We start from the raw sequence: 15,922 nt of genomic DNA on the forward strand, positions 1-15,922 counted from the left end.
GCATCACTTCGGCCACTCGTCCAGCTCGTCGTTGAAGAGCGAAGCGACGATGCCGCGCAGCCACATCGTGCGCGCATCGTTGTGAAACTTGCGATGCCAGTGCTGCTTCAGATCGAAGCGGGGCAACGCGAGCGGCGGCTCGGCGAGCGTGATCGACGCATGCTCGGCGACATACGCGAAGCCGATCGCATGCGGCACCGTCGCGATCAGATCTGTGCGCGACAGGATGAACGGCAGGCTCATGAAGTGCGGCGTTTCGAGCACCGCGCGCCGGCGCACGCGTTCCTTGTCGAGATAATTCTCCAGCACTTCCTGGCTGCGGCCTTCCGCGCGCACGACCGCGTGGCCGCATTCCATGAAGCGTTCGAGCGTGAGCGGCTGGTTCGCGAACGGATGATCGCGCCGCATCAGACAGATGAACCGGTGCGAGAAAAGCCGCTGCTGAAAGAAGTTGTTGCCGCGCAAGTCCGGAAAGTAGCCGACCGCCAGATCGATATCGCCGGCTTCAAGCCCGCGCTCCACATCGCCATGCGACGCCGACACGGAGCGCAGATTCGCGTTCGGCGCTTCCTTCGCGAAAGCCTGCAAGAGGCGCGGCAGAAAGACGATCTCGCCGACATCGGAAAGCGCGATCGAAAACGTCTCCGCGCTCGTCGAAGGATCGAAGTGCTGCCGGTCGAGCAGGCCGCGTTCGATGCGCGCCAGCGCCTCGCGCGCCGCGGGCACGAGCGCGATGGTGCGCGGCGTCGGCTCCATGCCGCGCGAGGTGCGCACGAAGAGCGGATCGTTGAAGTACTCGCGCAGACGTGCGAGCGCGGTCGACACGCGTGGCTGACTTACCCCGAGCCGCTCGGCGGCGCGGCTCACGTTGCGCGTCTCCTCGATGGCGACGAGGTACGGAATCAGGTTGAGATCGAGATCGTTCATTTCGGAACCGCCGTCTCCTCGCGTCGATACGGCGTCATCCGCGCCGCGCGACCATGTCCGACACGCGCTGCGCCGCTTCCTGCAGCGGTTCGAGAAACGCCTTCACCATCTGCTTTGCGTTCTTGCGCTGTGCGTTGCCGCTGATGTTCAGCGCCGCGATCACGCGGCCTTGCCGGTCGCGGATCGGCGCGGACATCGAAATCAGTCCTTCCTCCAGTTCCTGATCGACGATTGCCCAGCCCTGGCGGCGCACCGCGGCGATGGCTTCCTTGAGCGCGCCCTTGTCGACGATCGTGCGCGGCGTGCGCGCGACGAGCGAACTCGCATCGAGCGCTTCGTCGAGGCGCGCTTCGTCGAGCGCGGCGAGCAGGACGCGGCCCATCGACGTGCAGAACGCAGGCAGACGGCTGCCGATCGACAGATTCTGCGTGATGATCTTGTGCGTCGGCACGCGCAGCACATAGACGATTTCCGCGCCGTTCAGCACGGCCGCCGAGCAGCTTTCGTGCACTTGTTCGACGAGATCTTCCATTACCGGTTCGGCCAGATTCCAGAAGGGCATCGACGTCAGATAGGCGAAGCCGAGGTCGAGAATCTTCGGCGTCAACTGAAAGAGACGCCCGTCGGCCTCGACATACCCGAGCGCCTGCAGCGTCAGAAGGATGCGGCGCGCGCCGGCGCGCGTAAGGCCGGTGGCCGCCGCGACATCCGTCAGCGTCTGCGCGGGGCGGTTCGCATCGAACGAGCGGATGACAGCGAGCCCGCGCGCGAACGACTGCACGTAGGCATCGCCGGGGCGCGCCTGCGCGTCTTGCGGCTCGGCATCCGGATTGAGCGTGGCTGAATTCTTCATAAGGCCTGTGATGAAAGCGCGAACGGGCGGTCGAGGCGAAGTTCGAGCTCGGTGAAAACCCCCACTTCGCGCATGCTTCGTTGACACGACAACGAATGCGGGACTAACATGCCGATGTTCGCTAAACGAATCCATGTTCGCATGACGAACATCTCAGCGCAAGTGTGCTGACGAGCAGGTAAACCCCAGTTCGAGACAGACAGGAACGGCAATGATCAACAAGATTTTCGATTCGCTCGCCTCGGCCGTCGCCGACGTCCACGACGGCGCGACCATCATGATCGGCGGTTTCGGCACGGCGGGCATGCCGTCCGAGCTGATCGACGCGCTCATCGAGCAGGGCGCGCGCGGGCTCACGATCGTCAACAACAACGCCGGCAACGGCGACACGGGACTGGCCGCGCTGCTGAAGGCGAAGCGCGTGCGCAAGATCATCTGCTCGTTCCCGCGTCAGACGGACTCGCATGTGTTCGACGCGCTCTATCGCGCGGGCGAAATCGAGCTGGAACTCGTGCCGCAGGGCAATCTGGCGGAACGCATCCGCGCGGCGGGCGCGGGCATCGGCGGATTTTTCACGCCGACGGGCTACGGCACGAAGCTCGCCGAAGGCAAGGAAACGCGCGTGATCGACGGCCGGCACTACGTGCTCGAAGCGCCGCTGCACGCGGATTTCGCGCTGGTGAAGGCATATAAGGGCGATCGCTGGGGCAATCTGGTCTATCGTAAAACTGCGCGCAACTTCGGTCCGATCATGGCGAGCGCCGCGAAAACGGCCATCGTGCAGGTCTCGAAGGTCGTCGCGCTCGGCGAGCTGGACCCCGAAAACATCGTGACGCCGGGCATTTTCGTGCAGCGCGTCGTCGAAGTACCGCAAGCCGTGCATCAAGCCGAACTCGCCGCTTAAGGAAGGACGAAAAGCCATGAAGAAACTCACTCGTGACGAAATGGCCAAGCGCGTGGCCGCGGACATTCCCGAAGGCGCGTACGTGAACCTGGGCATCGGCGTGCCGACGCTGGTCGCCAATCATCTCGCGGCGGACCGCGAGATCTTCCTGCACAGCGAAAACGGCCTGCTCGGCATGGGACCGGCGCCCGCCAAAGGCGAGGAAGACGACGAACTCATCAACGCAGGCAAGCAGCACGTCACGTTGCTGACCGGCGGCGCGTTTTTCCATCACGCCGATTCGTTCGCGATGATGCGCGGCGGCCATCTCGACTTCTGCGTGCTCGGCGCCTTCCAGGTTTCCGCGACGGGCGATCTCGCGAACTGGCACACCGGCGCGCCCGACGCGATTCCGGCTGTCGGCGGCGCGATGGATCTCGCGATCGGCGCGAAGCAGGTCTACGTGATGATGGAACTGCTCACCAAGCAGGGCGAGAGCAAGCTGGTCGACGCCTGCACGTATCCGGTGACGGGCGTCGCGTGCGTGAATCGCGTGTACACGGATCTCGCCGTGTTCGACGTGACGCCGGAAGGCTTCGTCGTGCGCGAAATCGTCGACGGACTGGCGTTCGAAGAGTTGCAGAAGCTGGCCCAGGTGCCACTGCAATACGCGCCGCTGACCGAAGCAGCCTGAGAGAATTCTGGAGACATTGAAGATGAAAGAAGCTTTCGTATGTGATGCCATCCGCACGCCGATCGGTCGTTACGGCGGCTCGCTGTCCTCCGTGCGCGCCGACGATCTCGGCGCCGTGCCGCTGCGCGCGCTGGTCGAGCGCAACAAGGAAGTGGACTGGGAAGCCATCGACGAAGTGATCTACGGCTGCGCGAATCAGGCGGGCGAAGACAACCGCAACGTCGCGCGCATGTCGGCGCTGCTGGCCGGTTTGCCGGTCGGCACGCCGGGCTCGACGGTCAATCGCCTGTGCGGCTCGGGCATGGACGCGATCGGCGTCGCGGCCCGCGCGATCAAGGCGGGCGAGACGAGCCTGATGATCGCGGGCGGCGTCGAAAGCATGAGCCGCGCGCCGTTCGTGATGGGCAAGGCGACGAGCGCGTTCTCGCGTTCCGCAGAAATCCACGATACGACCATCGGCTGGCGCTTCATCAATCCGCTGATGAAGAAGCAGTACGGCGTCGATTCGATGCCGGAAACCGCCGAAAACGTCGCGGACGACTACAAGATCAGCCGCGCCGATCAGGACGCGTTCGCGCTGCGCTCGCAGCAGAAGGCGGCGCGCGCGCAAAAGGACGGCACGCTGGCGCAGGAAATCGTCGCGGTGACGATTCCGCAGAAAAAGGGCGATGCGCTCGTCGTCGACAAGGACGAGCATCCGCGCGAAACGAGCCTCGAAGCGCTCGCGAAACTGAAGGGCGTCGTGCGTCCGGACGGCTCGGTGACAGCGGGCAACGCGTCGGGCGTGAACGACGGCGCGGTCGCGATGCTGATAGCCGACGAGGAAAGCGCGAAGCGCAACGGCCTCACGCCGCGCGCGCGCATTCTGGGCTTGGCCACGGCCGGCGTGCCGCCGCGCGTGATGGGCATCGGTCCGGGTCCGGCCTCGCAGAAGCTGCTTGCGCGTCTCGGCATGACCATCGACCAGATGGACGTGATCGAGCTGAACGAAGCGTTCGCGTCCCAAGGTTTGGCGACGCTGCGCATGCTCGGCGTCGCCGATGACGATCCCCGCGTCAATCCGAACGGCGGTGCGATCGCGCTCGGCCATCCGCTGGGCGCGTCCGGCGCGCGGCTCGTCACGACCGCGAGCTACCAGTTGCATCGCACGGGCGGACGTTACGCGCTTTGCACGATGTGCATTGGCGTCGGCCAAGGCATCGCGATGATCATCGAGCGCGTCTGATCACATGTTTTCATCGACCGGACGTTTGACCGATCTCATTTGCGGCAACGCCGCCGCGAACGAGATCTGGTCGCCGCGCGCGACCGTGCAGGCCATCCTCGATGTCGAAGCCGCGCTCGCGCGCGCATCCGCGCTGCATGGCGTGATTCCGTCGGGCGCGGTGGATGCGATCGTCGCCGCCTGCGATGCCGATAACATCGACGCCGATGCGCTGATGACCGGCGCCGCGGCGGGCGGCAATCTCGCGATTCCGCTCGTCAAGCAACTGACGGCCGTCGTGAAGGCGCGCGACGCCGAAGCAGCCAAGTACGTGCATTGGGGCGCGACGAGTCAGGACATCATCGATACGGGCGTCGTGCTGCAATTGCGCGCGTTTCTCGATCTGATCGATGCGGATCTGCGCTCGCTCTCCGATGCGCTCGCCACGCAGGCGCAAGCCCACAAAAACACGCCGATGATCGGCCGCACCTGGCTTCAGCAGGCGCTGCCGATCACGCTCGGCCTGAAGTTCGCGCAATGGCTCGATGCAGTGACGCGTCATCGCGAGCGCCTCGGCGAACTGAGGTCGCGCGCGCTCGTGCTGCAATTCGGCGGCGCGGCGGGCACGCTCGCGAGTCTGCGCGACAAGGCCTTGCCGGTCGCGGCATCGCTTGCGCAGGACCTGAAGCTGGCGCTTCCCGCGTTGCCGTGGCACACGCAGCGCGATCGCATCGCGGAAACCGCGTCGTTTCTCGGCATGCTGACGGGCACGCTGGGCAAGATCGCGCGCGATGTCTCGCTGATGATGCAGACCGAGCTCGGAGAAGTCGCCGAACCGGCGGCCGCAGGCAAGGGCGGATCGTCGACGATGCCGCACAAGCGCAATCCAGTCGGCTGCGCGGCCGTTCTGACCGCCGCGACGCGCGCGCCGAATCTCGTCGCGACGATCTTCGCGGGCATGGTCCAGGAGCACGAGCGCGCGCTCGGCGGCTGGCAGGCCGAGTGGGAAGCGCTGCCCGATCTCGCGCGTCTGACGGCGGGCGCGTTGTCGAACATCGTGGGCATCGTTCCGTCGATGGAAGTCAATGTCGAACGGCTCGCACGCAATCTCGACGTGACCAACGGACTGATTCTCGGCGAAGCGGTGATGCTCGCGCTCGGCGACGCAATCGGCAGGCTCGACGCGCACAAGCTCGTCGAAGGCGCGTCGAAGGCGTCGGTGGCGAACGGCACGTCGCTCTTCGACGAACTCTGCTCGAACGAAACCGTCACGCGTCATGTTTCGCAGGATCAACTGAAATCGCTGCTCGATCCGGCGAATTACGTCGGACAGGCGCAGGCGTTCGTCGATGCCGCCATCGCGAACGCTCACTCGAAATAAGCAGGAACACACAGGAGCGGTAAAAACATGCCTCTTGCCGAAGTCAACGGAACACGGATTCACTATCGCATCGACGCGACGGCGGGCGACAACGCGCCGTGGCTCGTGCTGTCGAATTCGCTCGGCGCCGATGTCTCGATGTGGACGCCGAACATCGAGGCGTTCGCCGCGCGCTATCGCGTCGTGCGCTACGACACGCGCGGCCACGGTCATTCGGACGTGCCGCCGGGCCCGTACACGATCGATCAGCTGATCGGCGACGTGATCGGCCTGATGGATCATCTGAAAATCGAGCGCGCGAACTACTGCGGCCTGTCGATGGGCGGGCTGACCGGCATCGGGCTGGCGGCGCGTCATCCGGAGCGCTTCTCGCGCGTGGTGTTGTCGAACACCGCCGCGCTGATCGGCTCGGACGCCGTGTGGACGCCGCGCGCCGCGAAAGCGCGCGAGCCGGGCGGCATGCCCGCGCTGACCGACGCCGTGATCGCGCGCTGGTTTACCGCGCCCTTCATCGAGCGTGAGCAGCTCGAACTCGCGAATATCCGCGACGTGTTCCGCCACACCAACGGCGACGGCTACGCGTCGAACTGCGAGGCGATCCGCGACGCCGACCTGCGCGACGAAGCGAAGACCATCGCATTGCCCGTGCTTGTGATTGCGGGCACGCACGATCTGTCGACGACGGCCGAGCAGGGCCGCGAGCTCGCGGGTTATATCGGCGGCTCGCGCTACGTCGAACTGGACGCGGCGCATCTGTCGAACATCGAAAAGCGCGACGACTACACGCGCGCCGTCCTCGACTTCCTCGGAGAATAAAGATGACCGACGACGAACGTTACGAAGCCGGGATGAAAGTGCGCCGCGCGGTGCTGTCCGACGCGCACGTCGACCGCTCGCTTGCAAACCGCACCGAGCTGACGACCGAATTCCAGAACTTCATCACGCGCTATGCGTGGGGCGAAATCTGGACGCGCGACGGCCTGCCGCGTCACACGCGCAGCCTCATCACGATCGCGATGATGGTCGCGCTCAACCGCAGCGAAGAACTCGCACTGCACTTGCGCGCCGCGAAGAACAACGGCGTCACGCAAGACGAGATCAAGGAAGTGCTGTTGCAAACGGCGGTCTACTGCGGCGTGCCGGCGGCGAATTCGGCGTTCCACCTCGCGCAGAAAATCTTCGACGAAGAGAGCAAGGCGTAGTCGCGACGCGGAACCGATAAAAACCGTCTCCGGGAAACCGGAGACGGTTTTTTCGTTTGCGGACTCAGAACGCGTAGAACGGTCCCGGTCCTGCGGGCGTCGGGCGTCCTGCGAGCGCCGTGAACACGCGCCGTCCGTAGAAGAAAGGCAAGCCCCAGTCGAAGAAGCCGCTCGCGGAGCCGGCGAGATTGTCGAAGGCGAAGTGGCCGGTGCCGAACAAGGTCGTCGATTGCGCGATGGTGAAGCTCACCGCGCTCTGCGCGCCGCTCGACGAACGGATCGTCGCGGCGATCGTCGTCGGCGTCGACGGGCAATACCACGCGCCGCACTTCGCGAGCGTCGCCGACGGGAAGAAGACGCCGTTCGATCCGCTATCGATGAAGCTCGAACCGTACTGGCTGCCGCCGAAATCCGTCGTGACGTAGCCGGACAGCGAACTCGCCTTGAGCACCGTGGCCGAGCCGAGCAGATTGTTCGACTGCGAGCCGATGCCGAAGGTCATCGTCCCCGTGACCGCCGATGCGCCGCTATCCGGCACGTCGGGCAGCTCGATCAGCACACCGTTGTTGTCCGACGCGAAGTTCGCGACCGGATTGGTCACCTGCTGCGCGACCGCCAGCTTGCTCGCGGTGCAGTTGCCCGAGATGCAGCTGTAGTACCAGCGCGGCATCGCCGAGGTTGCGCATCCCGCGCCGCAGTCGGCGGTGAACGGTCCGACGCCGAGGATGCCGTTGCCGCGCAGGCTCGACGCGGAGAGCATCGGCAGGCCGGACTGGCTGCAGTCCTGCGCCGCGTTGCCTGCGGCGGAGTCGGCGATCAGTTGCACGGAAGTCGAGCGCGCGACCTGGCTCGCGAGCCGGATATCGGCCGTGCGGACCGCGCCCCACGTATAGCCTGAGCCGAACACGGCGCATTCCGCGATGATCGCGCTCTGGCTGCCGCCCGCGACGAGCGGCAACGCGATCGACGGACTGAGTGCGGACGCCAGCACTCTCAAGCCGTGCGAGCCGGTATCGACCTGAATGTCGTCGATGGTCTGGCATGTGTCCGTGCCCGGCACGCAGATCGTCACGCTGGTTTGCAGCATGTTGCGCGTGTTGGTCGGCGTGCTGGAAACATGGATGATCTGGACGTTGGGCGTCGTCGATTGCGCGACGGTCGTGCCGGTGGATGGGGACGACGCCGCGCTCGCGGGCGTCGCGGCGCTGGCCGTCTGGGGCGCGCTGGCCTGGTGAGGCGACGCGGCGGCGCTGCCGTTCGAGCCGCCGTCCGAACCTCCGCCGCCGCCGCAGGCGTGAAGCAGAACGCAAGTGCCGAGTGCGGCGATCGAGAGAAGGGCGCGTGGGCTCATGGCGGGCCTCTTACTGAATGTCCGTTGCGCTCACGCCCGGCGGCAGGGCGCTCGCAAGCCATGCGCGGCCGATGAATTCGCGCAGCCGCGTGCGATTTTCGACGACGAGATCGCCCGCGGCGACGTGCGCCGCATGCAGGCCCGCATCGCCGACCGACGCGCTCGCGCCTTGCCTGAACGTCTCGAAATGGCTGCCGAGCAGCGTGCGGACGTCCGGCATCGCCGGGCCGCGCCAGGACACCGCGTACACCGTGCCGCTCGAATCGACATACTCACGCACGACGATGCCGTCGGCATCGGTCGTTTCGTGGAATTTGACAAGGCCGCTCTGCGCCTGATGCACGACATCGCCCTGCGATGCGCTCGACGCGCGCCCGGCGGCACCGAGCTGCGCGTGCGCATTAGCCGACGCGCCGATCGCCAGAATGGTCAGGCATGCCGTCGCGTAGTGAGGAATTCTGATTTTTCTCATGACGTTCTCTCCGTTAATTAGGACTCTTCTTATTTTCGAGATGCGATTTTAGGAGGAAGTCAGAAAAAACTGATACACGTCGATGTTTCCGCGCGAAACGGGCGGATGCGCGTCGGAGAAAAAGAAGTCTCTATGAATCAAAAGGTTACGCAGATCGAAAAGCCGAATTGCCGCTTTTCGCGATTGTCATAAATTGTCAATTCGATGCGGAGCGGCTTAAATGGAAATTTGAGGCGCGCCTTTTGGCTGCGCGTAGTCTGCTTTCGTCATTGAAAGGCAACGTTTAATGGGCGCGCTGCGCAGCCTTGCCGGAAGCCGTCGTGACCTCTTTTTTGTCACGGCGCACGGCGGACCGGTAAAATAACGGGTTGATCCACGGAAGAACGCCCGTGGCGTAGCGGAAGGACTTCTCCAAATGACAGATTTTCGTGTAACGAAGCGGATGGCTGCGCTTTTCGCGGTGGCCGGAATCGTGGCGGGATGTGGCTCGTCCAATCCCAACGCGTTCAACTACAAGAGCGATCAGCGTTCGAAACAGGTGTCTCTCGCCGTGCCGCCGAACCTGCTCGACGAAGCGGCCGATCAGCGTTCATTGCCGCCGCAGGGCGGGCAGGCATCGCTGTCCGATCTGCAGCAGATTCAGAAAGTCGCACCGAACGCGCCCACGGTGGTTCCGCCGGTGTCGGGCATGCGCGTTCAGCGCGACGGCACCGAGCGCTGGCTCGTCGTCGATGGCAAGACGCCCGATCAGGTGTGGCCGCAGGTCCGCCGTTTCTGGCAGGAGCAGGGCTTTCTGCTCGTCGTCGATCAGCGCGACAAGGGCGTGATGGAAACGGACTGGAACGAAACCCATCCGCAGATTTCCGACGGCCTGATCCGCGACACGCTCGCCAAGGCAACGGGCAACTCGTATGTCACGGCCGAGCGCAACAAGTACCGCACGCGTCTCGAAGCGGCGCCGAACGGCGGCACGTATGTGTTCATCAGCCAGAAGGGCATGCGCGAGGCGCTGACCGGCGTGAACAATGACACGAGCCAGTGGCAGGCCCGCCCGAACGATCCCGCGCTCGAGAACGAATACCTCAAGCGCCTGATGTCCTCGCTCTCGCTGGCCGACCAGCGGGCGGCTTCCGGCGGCGCAACGCCGCTCGACGCCCCGGCCGCCGGTGCTGCGGGCGCGCAAGCCGCGAAGGGCGGCGATGCGAAGGCGGCGTCGGTCGCGGCGCAGAACGCCGCGTACGCGGGCAATTCGCCGATCCGCAACGAAGTCGTGCCCGAGGCCGCATCGTCGCAACTGACCTTGCCGGAAGCGTACGACCGCGCGTGGTTGCGCGTGGGCATCGCGCTCGATCGCGCCAACTTCACGGTGGACGACCGCGACCGCAGCAAGGGCGTCTATTACGTGCGCTACGTCGATCCGACGGACAAGTCGTCGGCGGAACAAGGCTTCTGGAGCCAGGTGTTCCACGGCCGCAAGGAAATGAAGGCGAAGCAGTATCAAGTCAACGTGCGCGCCGTCACCGAGCAGCAAACGCGCGTGGCGATCGTCGACGACAAGGGCGAAGTCGATTCGTCGCCGCAAGCTCGCCAGATCATGGCGCTGCTCGCCGACCAGATCAGCTGATCGTTTTCCGCGCCGATCCGCAGAAACCGCCTCCTTCGCGAGGCGGTTTTTTTACGCCGTCGATGCCGCCGCCGGGCGCGCAAACGATTTTTTCAGCGCGCACGGAAATGCGAGCGACGCGTAAATATTGCGCAGACAATTCTTTCTATCGGGAAATGTGCGCAAAAGCTTATAGAAATGAACGCCCGGACAGTACATTGCATCAGTGGCGTAAATCACCCGCCGGAAGTTCCACGAAGCGCGCGTATCACGCACGTTGTACCTGACAAACAGACGATTGGTTCGCGCTGCGCGAACCCCGATGGCCCCGTCGCCTATCCTCGTAGGGCGACGGTTTTTGCCCGCGTTTCTCTTGGAACGCGGGCTTTTTCTTTGGCTTGCAGATCGGGCGTTTTCGGCGACATGCGCGATGCGCGGTTATGCTCGTGCTTCCATCGTTCAAGTAAGAAAGGAGAAGCTCATGTCGGAAGTTGCCGTCGTCGCGATCTTTGTCGCCAAACCGGGCAAGGAAGAGGAACTGAGGGAAGTGCTGGAAGCGAACGTCGAGCCGACGCGCAAGGAGGCGGGTGCGCTGCAATACGACTTGCACCGCGACCTGAAGGAGCCGCGGCGCTTTATCTTCGTCGAGCGCTGGGAGAGCGAGGCCGCGCTCGCGAAGCACGGCGAAACGGCGCACATCCAGACGTTCCGCGCCAAATCGCCGGACTTGTGCGAGCACGGCGAAGTCCGTGTCGCGAGCAAGATTCTCTGACGGATCGGACAGCGCTTTTAATGCGTTTCTTGCGGGACGTCGAGGATCAGGATGATGGTCCAGTCGGCGTCGCCGTCGTGATGATACTGGCGCTCCGCGACGATGAACGGCTGCTGCTTGCCGGACGGTCCGAGGAACAGCACGTCGCCTTCCATCGGCAGGCATTCGACGGGCGGCAGCGCCAGATACGAGTCCTTGTTCGCGTTGCGCGGCATCAGTTTTTCGATCTTGCGCGATGCCGCTTCGGTCCATTCGATATCGAGCTGGATATTGCTCATGCTGTCGTTCGCACGATGAGTGCGCTCCACGGTTGAATCGTTGAAAAGACGATGCGCAATGTAGCACACGCCGTGCGCGATCCATGCGGCGTGCCAGACGAAAAAACGGCCCGAAGGCCGTTTTCCGTTCGTGCGCGAGACGGCACGAAATGCTCAAATTTCCTCGTACAGCGGCAGCGTCAGAAACTCGGTGAAGTGCGCCGAAGTCGACATTTCCTCGAAGATTTTCGCCGCGCGTTCGTAGGGCTTCGTGTCCGCGCCCGACGCGCTGACCGCCTGCTTCACCTTCTCCAGTTCGTCGATGGTGATCTCGCGCACCATCGATGCCGTGACCTTGCGGCCGTCGTCGAGCTTGCCCTTCGGCGAGCGGATCCATTGCCACACCTGCGAGCGCGAGATTTCGGCGGTCGCGGCGTCTTCCATCAGATTGTGGATCGGCACGCAGCCATTGCCCGCGAGCCACGAACCGAGATAGTGGACGCCGACGTTCACGTTGTTGCGCAAGCCCGCTTCGGTGATCGGCTCTTCCGGACGGAAGTCGAGCAGATCGTGCGCCGTCACCTGCACGTCGGTGCGCTGCTTGTCGATCTGGTTGGGTTTGTCGCCGAGCACCTTCACGAACTCTTCCATCGCGACCGGCACGAGGCCCGGATGCGCGACCCAGCCACCGTCGTAGCCGTCGGAGGCGTCGCGCGCCTTGTCGGAGCGCACGCCGCCCATCGCTTTGTCGTTCGCGGCCGGATCGTTCTTGATCGGAATCAGCGCCGACATGCCGCCGATCGCCGGCGCATTGCGTTTGTGGCATGTCTTCAAAAGTTCGAGCGCATAGGCGCGCATGAAGGGCGACGTCATCGTGATCTTCGCGCGGTCGGCGAGGCAGAAGTCCGTGTCGTTCTTGAACTTCTTGATCGCCGAGAAGATGTAATCCCAGCGGCCCGCGTTGAGCCCCGAGCTATGCTCGCGCAGCTCGTACAGGATTTCGTCCATCTCGAACGCGGCGAGAATCGTTTCGACGAGCACCGTCGCGCGAATCGTGCCGCGCGGGATGCCGATGGCCTCCTGCGCCGCGACGAAAATGTCGTTCCACAGACGCGCTTCGAGATGGCTTTCCATCTTCGGCAGATAGAAGTACGGACCGCTGCCGCGCGCGATCAACTCCTTCGCGTTGTGAAACAGGAAGAGCGCGAAATCGAAGATGCCGCCCGACACGCGCTCGCCATCGACGGTGACGTGCTTTTCGTCGAGATGCCAGCCGCGCGGACGCACGATCAGCGTCGCGATCTTGTCGTTGAGCTTGTACGACTTGCCGTTCTGTTCGAGCGAAATCGTGCGGCGCACGGCTTCCTTCAGATTGACCTGGCCGACGATCTGGTTGTCCCAGTTCGGCGCATTCGAATCCTCGAAGTCGGTCATGTAGGAATCCGCGCCGGAGTTGAGCGCGTTGATGATCATCTTGCGCTCGACCGGACCGGTGATCTCGACGCGACGGCATTGAAGATCTGCCGGCAGCGGCGCGACCTTCCAGTCGCCTTCGCGGATCGATTTCGTTTCTTCGAGGAAGCTCGGGCGCTCGCCCGCATCGAGACGCTTCGTGCGCTCGACGCGCGCCGCGAGCAATTGCTGGCGGCGCGGCTCGAACTGGCGATGCAGCGACGCGACGAACGCGAGCGCTTCGGGCGTCAGGATGGTCTCGTAGCCGGGCTTGATATCGGCTGAGATGGCCATGCCTTTCGGAAGCGAAAGCGGATTCGATGGATGCGTCATGGTTTTCTCCTTGGTCGGTCAGACGGTTTTGCTAGTGGTTGTGCGTGAAGCGTTGCGCTGCCTGCTTTTCGGCTGCGTGATCCGGCGAGAGTTGGCGACGGCGCGCACCGCGCCGCCTTCGATGAAAGCGATGAGATCGGCCATGCCGCGGCCGCTGCCGTGCGGCGCGACGCCCAGTTCCTCGGGCGGCAGCGCGGCGCGGTTGATCCAGAAAGTCGTGTAGCCGAACCATGTTGCGCCGGCGACATTCCAGCCGTTGCTCGACGCGAATACGATGTCGCGCGCGCTGGCGTCGAAGGCTCGGGTGCCGAGCGCGTAGGCGGCGGGCGCGGGCTGGTAGGCGCGCGCTGCATCGACCGACAGAACGTAATCGAAGAGGCCGCTCATGCCGGCGCTTTTCACGGCGATGTCGAGCATCGGCGGATTGCCGTTCGACAAAATCGCGAGCGGAATGGCGAGGCCGTCGCGCAACGATCTGAGCGCGGGCAGCGTGTCGGGGAACGCGGAAAGGCACGCGTATTCGTCCATCAGGCGCTTCTCGGCGGCGCTCGTGAGCGCATCGGCGAGGTTCAGGCGTGCAGCCGCGTGGCGCAGCGCATCGATCGTGACTGTCCAGAACGGCTCGTAGTGCGCGCCCGACGGATCGGCGAGCGTGCGCAGTTGCGTGTACTCGATCTGCTTGCGGCGCCAGAGCTTCGAGAGTGCGTCGCCGTGGCCGGGAAAGAGCTGCTCGGCCGCCGCGACGACCGAGTGGACGTCGAAAAGCGTGCCGTAAGCGTCGAAGATGACTGCGCGGGGGAGCTTGGACAACTCGCGGGAAAATTCGCTGGACGATGCGTGTGTCGTTATGGCCGACATAGCCTTGCGCTCCGTTTAGAGGTCGGAATCGATTGTATTCGTGATCTAAGTGATGGAAAAAGCACCGCAGCATCACTTGATCTTTTACTTTTACTTACCTAATCTGTGGTTCAACACCGATATTGACGACGAACGCGCATGGATCGATTCAAGCAGATAGAAACCTTCGCTTCGGTCGCGGCGAAGGGCAGCCTGTCGGCGGCGGCACAGGCGGAGGGCATCGCGCCGGCCGTCATCGGACGCAGGCTGGATGCGCTCGAAGAGCGGCTCGGCGTGAAGCTGCTCGTGCGTACGACGCGCCGAATCACGCTGACCTTCGAAGGCTCCGCGTTTCTCGAGGACTGCCAGCGCATCATCAACGACATGCAGAACGCGGAGGCGAGCGTGTCGGCGGGCGGCGTGAAGGCGAGCGGGCATTTGCGCGTCTCGGCGCCGGCGGGCTTCGGACGGCGTCACGTCGCGCCGCTCGTGCCGAAGTTCACGACCTTGCATCCGGACGTTTCCGTGAGTCTCGATCTGACCGACCGCATGGTCGATCTCGTCAACGAAGGCTTCGACTGCGCCGTGCGTCTCGGCGAACTGCCGGATTCGTCGCTGGTCTCCTTGAAGCTCGGAGAGAACCGGCGCGTGTGCGTCGCGTCGCCGGAGTATCTGGAAAAACGTGGCGAGCCCGCCGATCTCGCCGCGCTCGCGCATCACAATTGCCTGGCACTCGGCGCGTCGGCGAATCAGCAGCGTGGCTGGGTGTTCGAGCAGGACGGCAAGGTTGTCACGATCAAGGTTTCCGGCACGATGGAATGCTCGGACGGCGCCGTGCTGCACGAATGGTGTCTCGAAGGCCGCGGTCTCGCGTGGCGCTCGTGGTGGGAAGTCGGCGATGACATCGACGCTGGCCGCCTCGTCAGCGTGCTCGATGCGTACGCCGCGCCGCCGATCGGCATTCACGCGGTGTTTCCGCAAAGGCGGCATCTGCCGTTGCGCGTGCGATTGTTTCTCGATTTGCTCAAACATACCTATAACGCGACGGGATATTGGGGTTGACTGCGAGCCGGTGAAAGCTTCGGAATCCTATGCGCGGCGTCGCATCGCCGCGCGGGTACATCGAAATTGCTCTGCGCCGGCGCCCGTTACTACAATGGAATCACGCACCATCAACTTACGGGGGAGGACGCCATGTTCAAACACATCCTCGTGCCGACCGACGGCTCGGAGCTATCGCAAAAGGCCATCGACGGCGCGATCGATCTTGCGCAATCCGTCGGTGCGCGCATCACGGCTTACGCGTGCCTGCCTCAGTATCCGTATTCGCCATTCGCCGATGTCGCCGTCGAGCCGCCCGACGATTTTCACGCCCGCGCCGAGAACGAAGCCCGCGAACATCTGCGCGCGGTCGAGCGCGCCGCGGAAAGCGCCGGCGTGCCCTGCACGAGCGTGACGAGCATCGATGCCGCGCCGTATATCGGCATCATCGAGGCGGCGGAGCAAAACGGTTGCGACGTGATCCTGATGGCGTCGCACGGACGGCGCGGTCTCGGCAGTCTGCTGATCGGCAGCGAAACGCAGCGCGTCCTGACGCATACGAAGATTCCGGTGATCGTGTATCGCTAGCGAGCGGCGTTCCCCGGCGCGTGGCTGCGCGCGCCGGGACCGCCGCTTCTTTCACCACTCTCCCTGATTCGC

The 15,922-nt window shown here is 64.3% G+C and carries 17 protein-coding genes; 10 read left to right on the plus strand and 7 right to left on the minus strand.

Going from position 1 to position 15,922, the window contains the following annotated elements; all coding sequences use genetic code 11:
• Positions 1-3: 3 nt before the first annotated feature.
• Both NCR93_RS05730 and NCR93_RS05735 read right to left on the minus strand, forming a co-directional pair.
• A complete protein-coding gene (locus tag NCR93_RS05730) occupies positions 4-927 on the minus strand; it encodes a LysR family transcriptional regulator (RefSeq protein WP_008350178.1) in 924 nt (307 codons plus the stop codon).
• Positions 928-961: 34 nt separating this feature from the next.
• Positions 962-1,780: an IclR family transcriptional regulator gene (locus NCR93_RS05735; RefSeq protein WP_008350176.1), complete on the minus strand. Its 819-nt coding sequence runs from the start codon at positions 1,778-1,780 to the stop codon at positions 962-964.
• Positions 1,781-1,991: 211 nt separating this feature from the next.
• On the opposite strand from NCR93_RS05735, the gene NCR93_RS05740 reads away from it, so the two are divergent.
• From NCR93_RS05740 to pcaC, 6 genes are read left to right on the plus strand one after another with little or no spacing between them, the layout of a single operon-like run.
• Positions 1,992-2,684: a 3-oxoacid CoA-transferase subunit A gene (locus NCR93_RS05740; RefSeq protein ID WP_008350174.1), complete on the plus strand. Its 693-nt coding sequence runs from the start codon at positions 1,992-1,994 to the stop codon at positions 2,682-2,684.
• Positions 2,685-2,700: 16 nt separating this feature from the next.
• Positions 2,701-3,357: a 3-oxoacid CoA-transferase subunit B gene (locus tag NCR93_RS05745; protein WP_008350173.1), complete on the plus strand. Its 657-nt coding sequence runs from the start codon at positions 2,701-2,703 to the stop codon at positions 3,355-3,357.
• A gap of 22 nt (positions 3,358-3,379) precedes the next feature.
• The gene (gene pcaF, locus NCR93_RS05750; RefSeq protein WP_175979962.1) at positions 3,380-4,582 is read left to right on the plus strand and encodes a 3-oxoadipyl-CoA thiolase; all 1,203 of its coding nucleotides are present in this window, start codon (positions 3,380-3,382) and stop codon (positions 4,580-4,582) included.
• 4 nt (positions 4,583-4,586) lie between these two features.
• Positions 4,587-5,942: a 3-carboxy-cis,cis-muconate cycloisomerase gene (locus NCR93_RS05755; protein WP_175979963.1), complete on the plus strand. Its 1,356-nt coding sequence runs from the start codon at positions 4,587-4,589 to the stop codon at positions 5,940-5,942.
• A 27-nt stretch (positions 5,943-5,969) separates the two neighbouring features.
• A complete protein-coding gene (gene pcaD, locus NCR93_RS05760; RefSeq protein WP_175979964.1) occupies positions 5,970-6,758 on the plus strand; it encodes a 3-oxoadipate enol-lactonase in 789 nt (262 codons plus the stop codon).
• Between the two features lie 2 nt (positions 6,759-6,760).
• Positions 6,761-7,144: a 4-carboxymuconolactone decarboxylase gene (gene pcaC / locus NCR93_RS05765; protein ID WP_008350165.1), complete on the plus strand. Its 384-nt coding sequence runs from the start codon at positions 6,761-6,763 to the stop codon at positions 7,142-7,144.
• Positions 7,145-7,208: 64 nt separating this feature from the next.
• Here pcaC and NCR93_RS05770 read toward each other — a convergent pair whose 3' ends face one another.
• Together NCR93_RS05770 and NCR93_RS05775 are read right to left on the minus strand one after the other, a co-directional pair.
• Positions 7,209-8,495: a DUF3443 domain-containing protein gene (locus NCR93_RS05770; protein WP_175979965.1), complete on the minus strand. Its 1,287-nt coding sequence runs from the start codon at positions 8,493-8,495 to the stop codon at positions 7,209-7,211.
• A gap of 10 nt (positions 8,496-8,505) precedes the next feature.
• A complete protein-coding gene (locus NCR93_RS05775) occupies positions 8,506-8,967 on the minus strand; it encodes a DUF2844 domain-containing protein (protein ID WP_175979966.1) in 462 nt (153 codons plus the stop codon).
• A gap of 415 nt (positions 8,968-9,382) precedes the next feature.
• Here NCR93_RS05775 and bamC point away from each other — a divergent pair, with 415 nt between their 5' ends.
• Both bamC and NCR93_RS05785 read left to right on the plus strand, forming a co-directional pair.
• Complete coding sequence (gene bamC, locus NCR93_RS05780; protein ID WP_034472024.1) at positions 9,383-10,591, plus strand: NlpB/DapX family lipoprotein; 1,209 nt, start codon at positions 9,383-9,385, stop codon at positions 10,589-10,591.
• A 460-nt stretch (positions 10,592-11,051) separates the two neighbouring features.
• Positions 11,052-11,342 carry a putative quinol monooxygenase gene (locus NCR93_RS05785; protein ID WP_008350158.1) on the plus strand — a complete coding sequence of 97 codons (291 nt, stop codon included), beginning with the start codon at positions 11,052-11,054 and terminating at the stop codon, positions 11,340-11,342.
• Positions 11,343-11,359: 17 nt separating this feature from the next.
• Here NCR93_RS05785 and NCR93_RS05790 read toward each other — a convergent pair whose 3' ends face one another.
• The 3 genes from NCR93_RS05790 to NCR93_RS05800 form a co-directional block, all read right to left on the minus strand.
• Positions 11,360-11,620 (minus strand): hypothetical protein, encoded by a 261-nt coding sequence (locus NCR93_RS05790; RefSeq protein WP_008350156.1) that lies wholly within the window; start codon positions 11,618-11,620, stop codon positions 11,360-11,362.
• A 153-nt stretch (positions 11,621-11,773) separates the two neighbouring features.
• Positions 11,774-13,384 (minus strand): malate synthase A, encoded by a 1,611-nt coding sequence (aceB, locus tag NCR93_RS05795; protein WP_175979967.1) that lies wholly within the window; start codon positions 13,382-13,384, stop codon positions 11,774-11,776.
• Positions 13,385-13,402: 18 nt separating this feature from the next.
• Positions 13,403-14,242: a haloacid dehalogenase type II gene (locus tag NCR93_RS05800; protein WP_175979968.1), complete on the minus strand. Its 840-nt coding sequence runs from the start codon at positions 14,240-14,242 to the stop codon at positions 13,403-13,405.
• A 138-nt stretch (positions 14,243-14,380) separates the two neighbouring features.
• On the opposite strand from NCR93_RS05800, the gene NCR93_RS05805 reads away from it, so the two are divergent.
• Together NCR93_RS05805 and NCR93_RS05810 are read left to right on the plus strand one after the other, a co-directional pair.
• A complete protein-coding gene (locus NCR93_RS05805; RefSeq protein ID WP_034472020.1) occupies positions 14,381-15,283 on the plus strand; it encodes a LysR family transcriptional regulator in 903 nt (300 codons plus the stop codon).
• 132 nt (positions 15,284-15,415) lie between these two features.
• Positions 15,416-15,850: a universal stress protein gene (locus NCR93_RS05810; protein ID WP_008350148.1), complete on the plus strand. Its 435-nt coding sequence runs from the start codon at positions 15,416-15,418 to the stop codon at positions 15,848-15,850.
• The last annotated feature ends 72 nt before the right edge of the window (positions 15,851-15,922 follow it).

The organism is Caballeronia sp. ATUFL_F1_KS39, from assembly GCF_023630985.1.
Taxonomy (GTDB): Bacteria; Pseudomonadota; Gammaproteobacteria; order Burkholderiales; family Burkholderiaceae; genus Caballeronia; species Caballeronia zhejiangensis.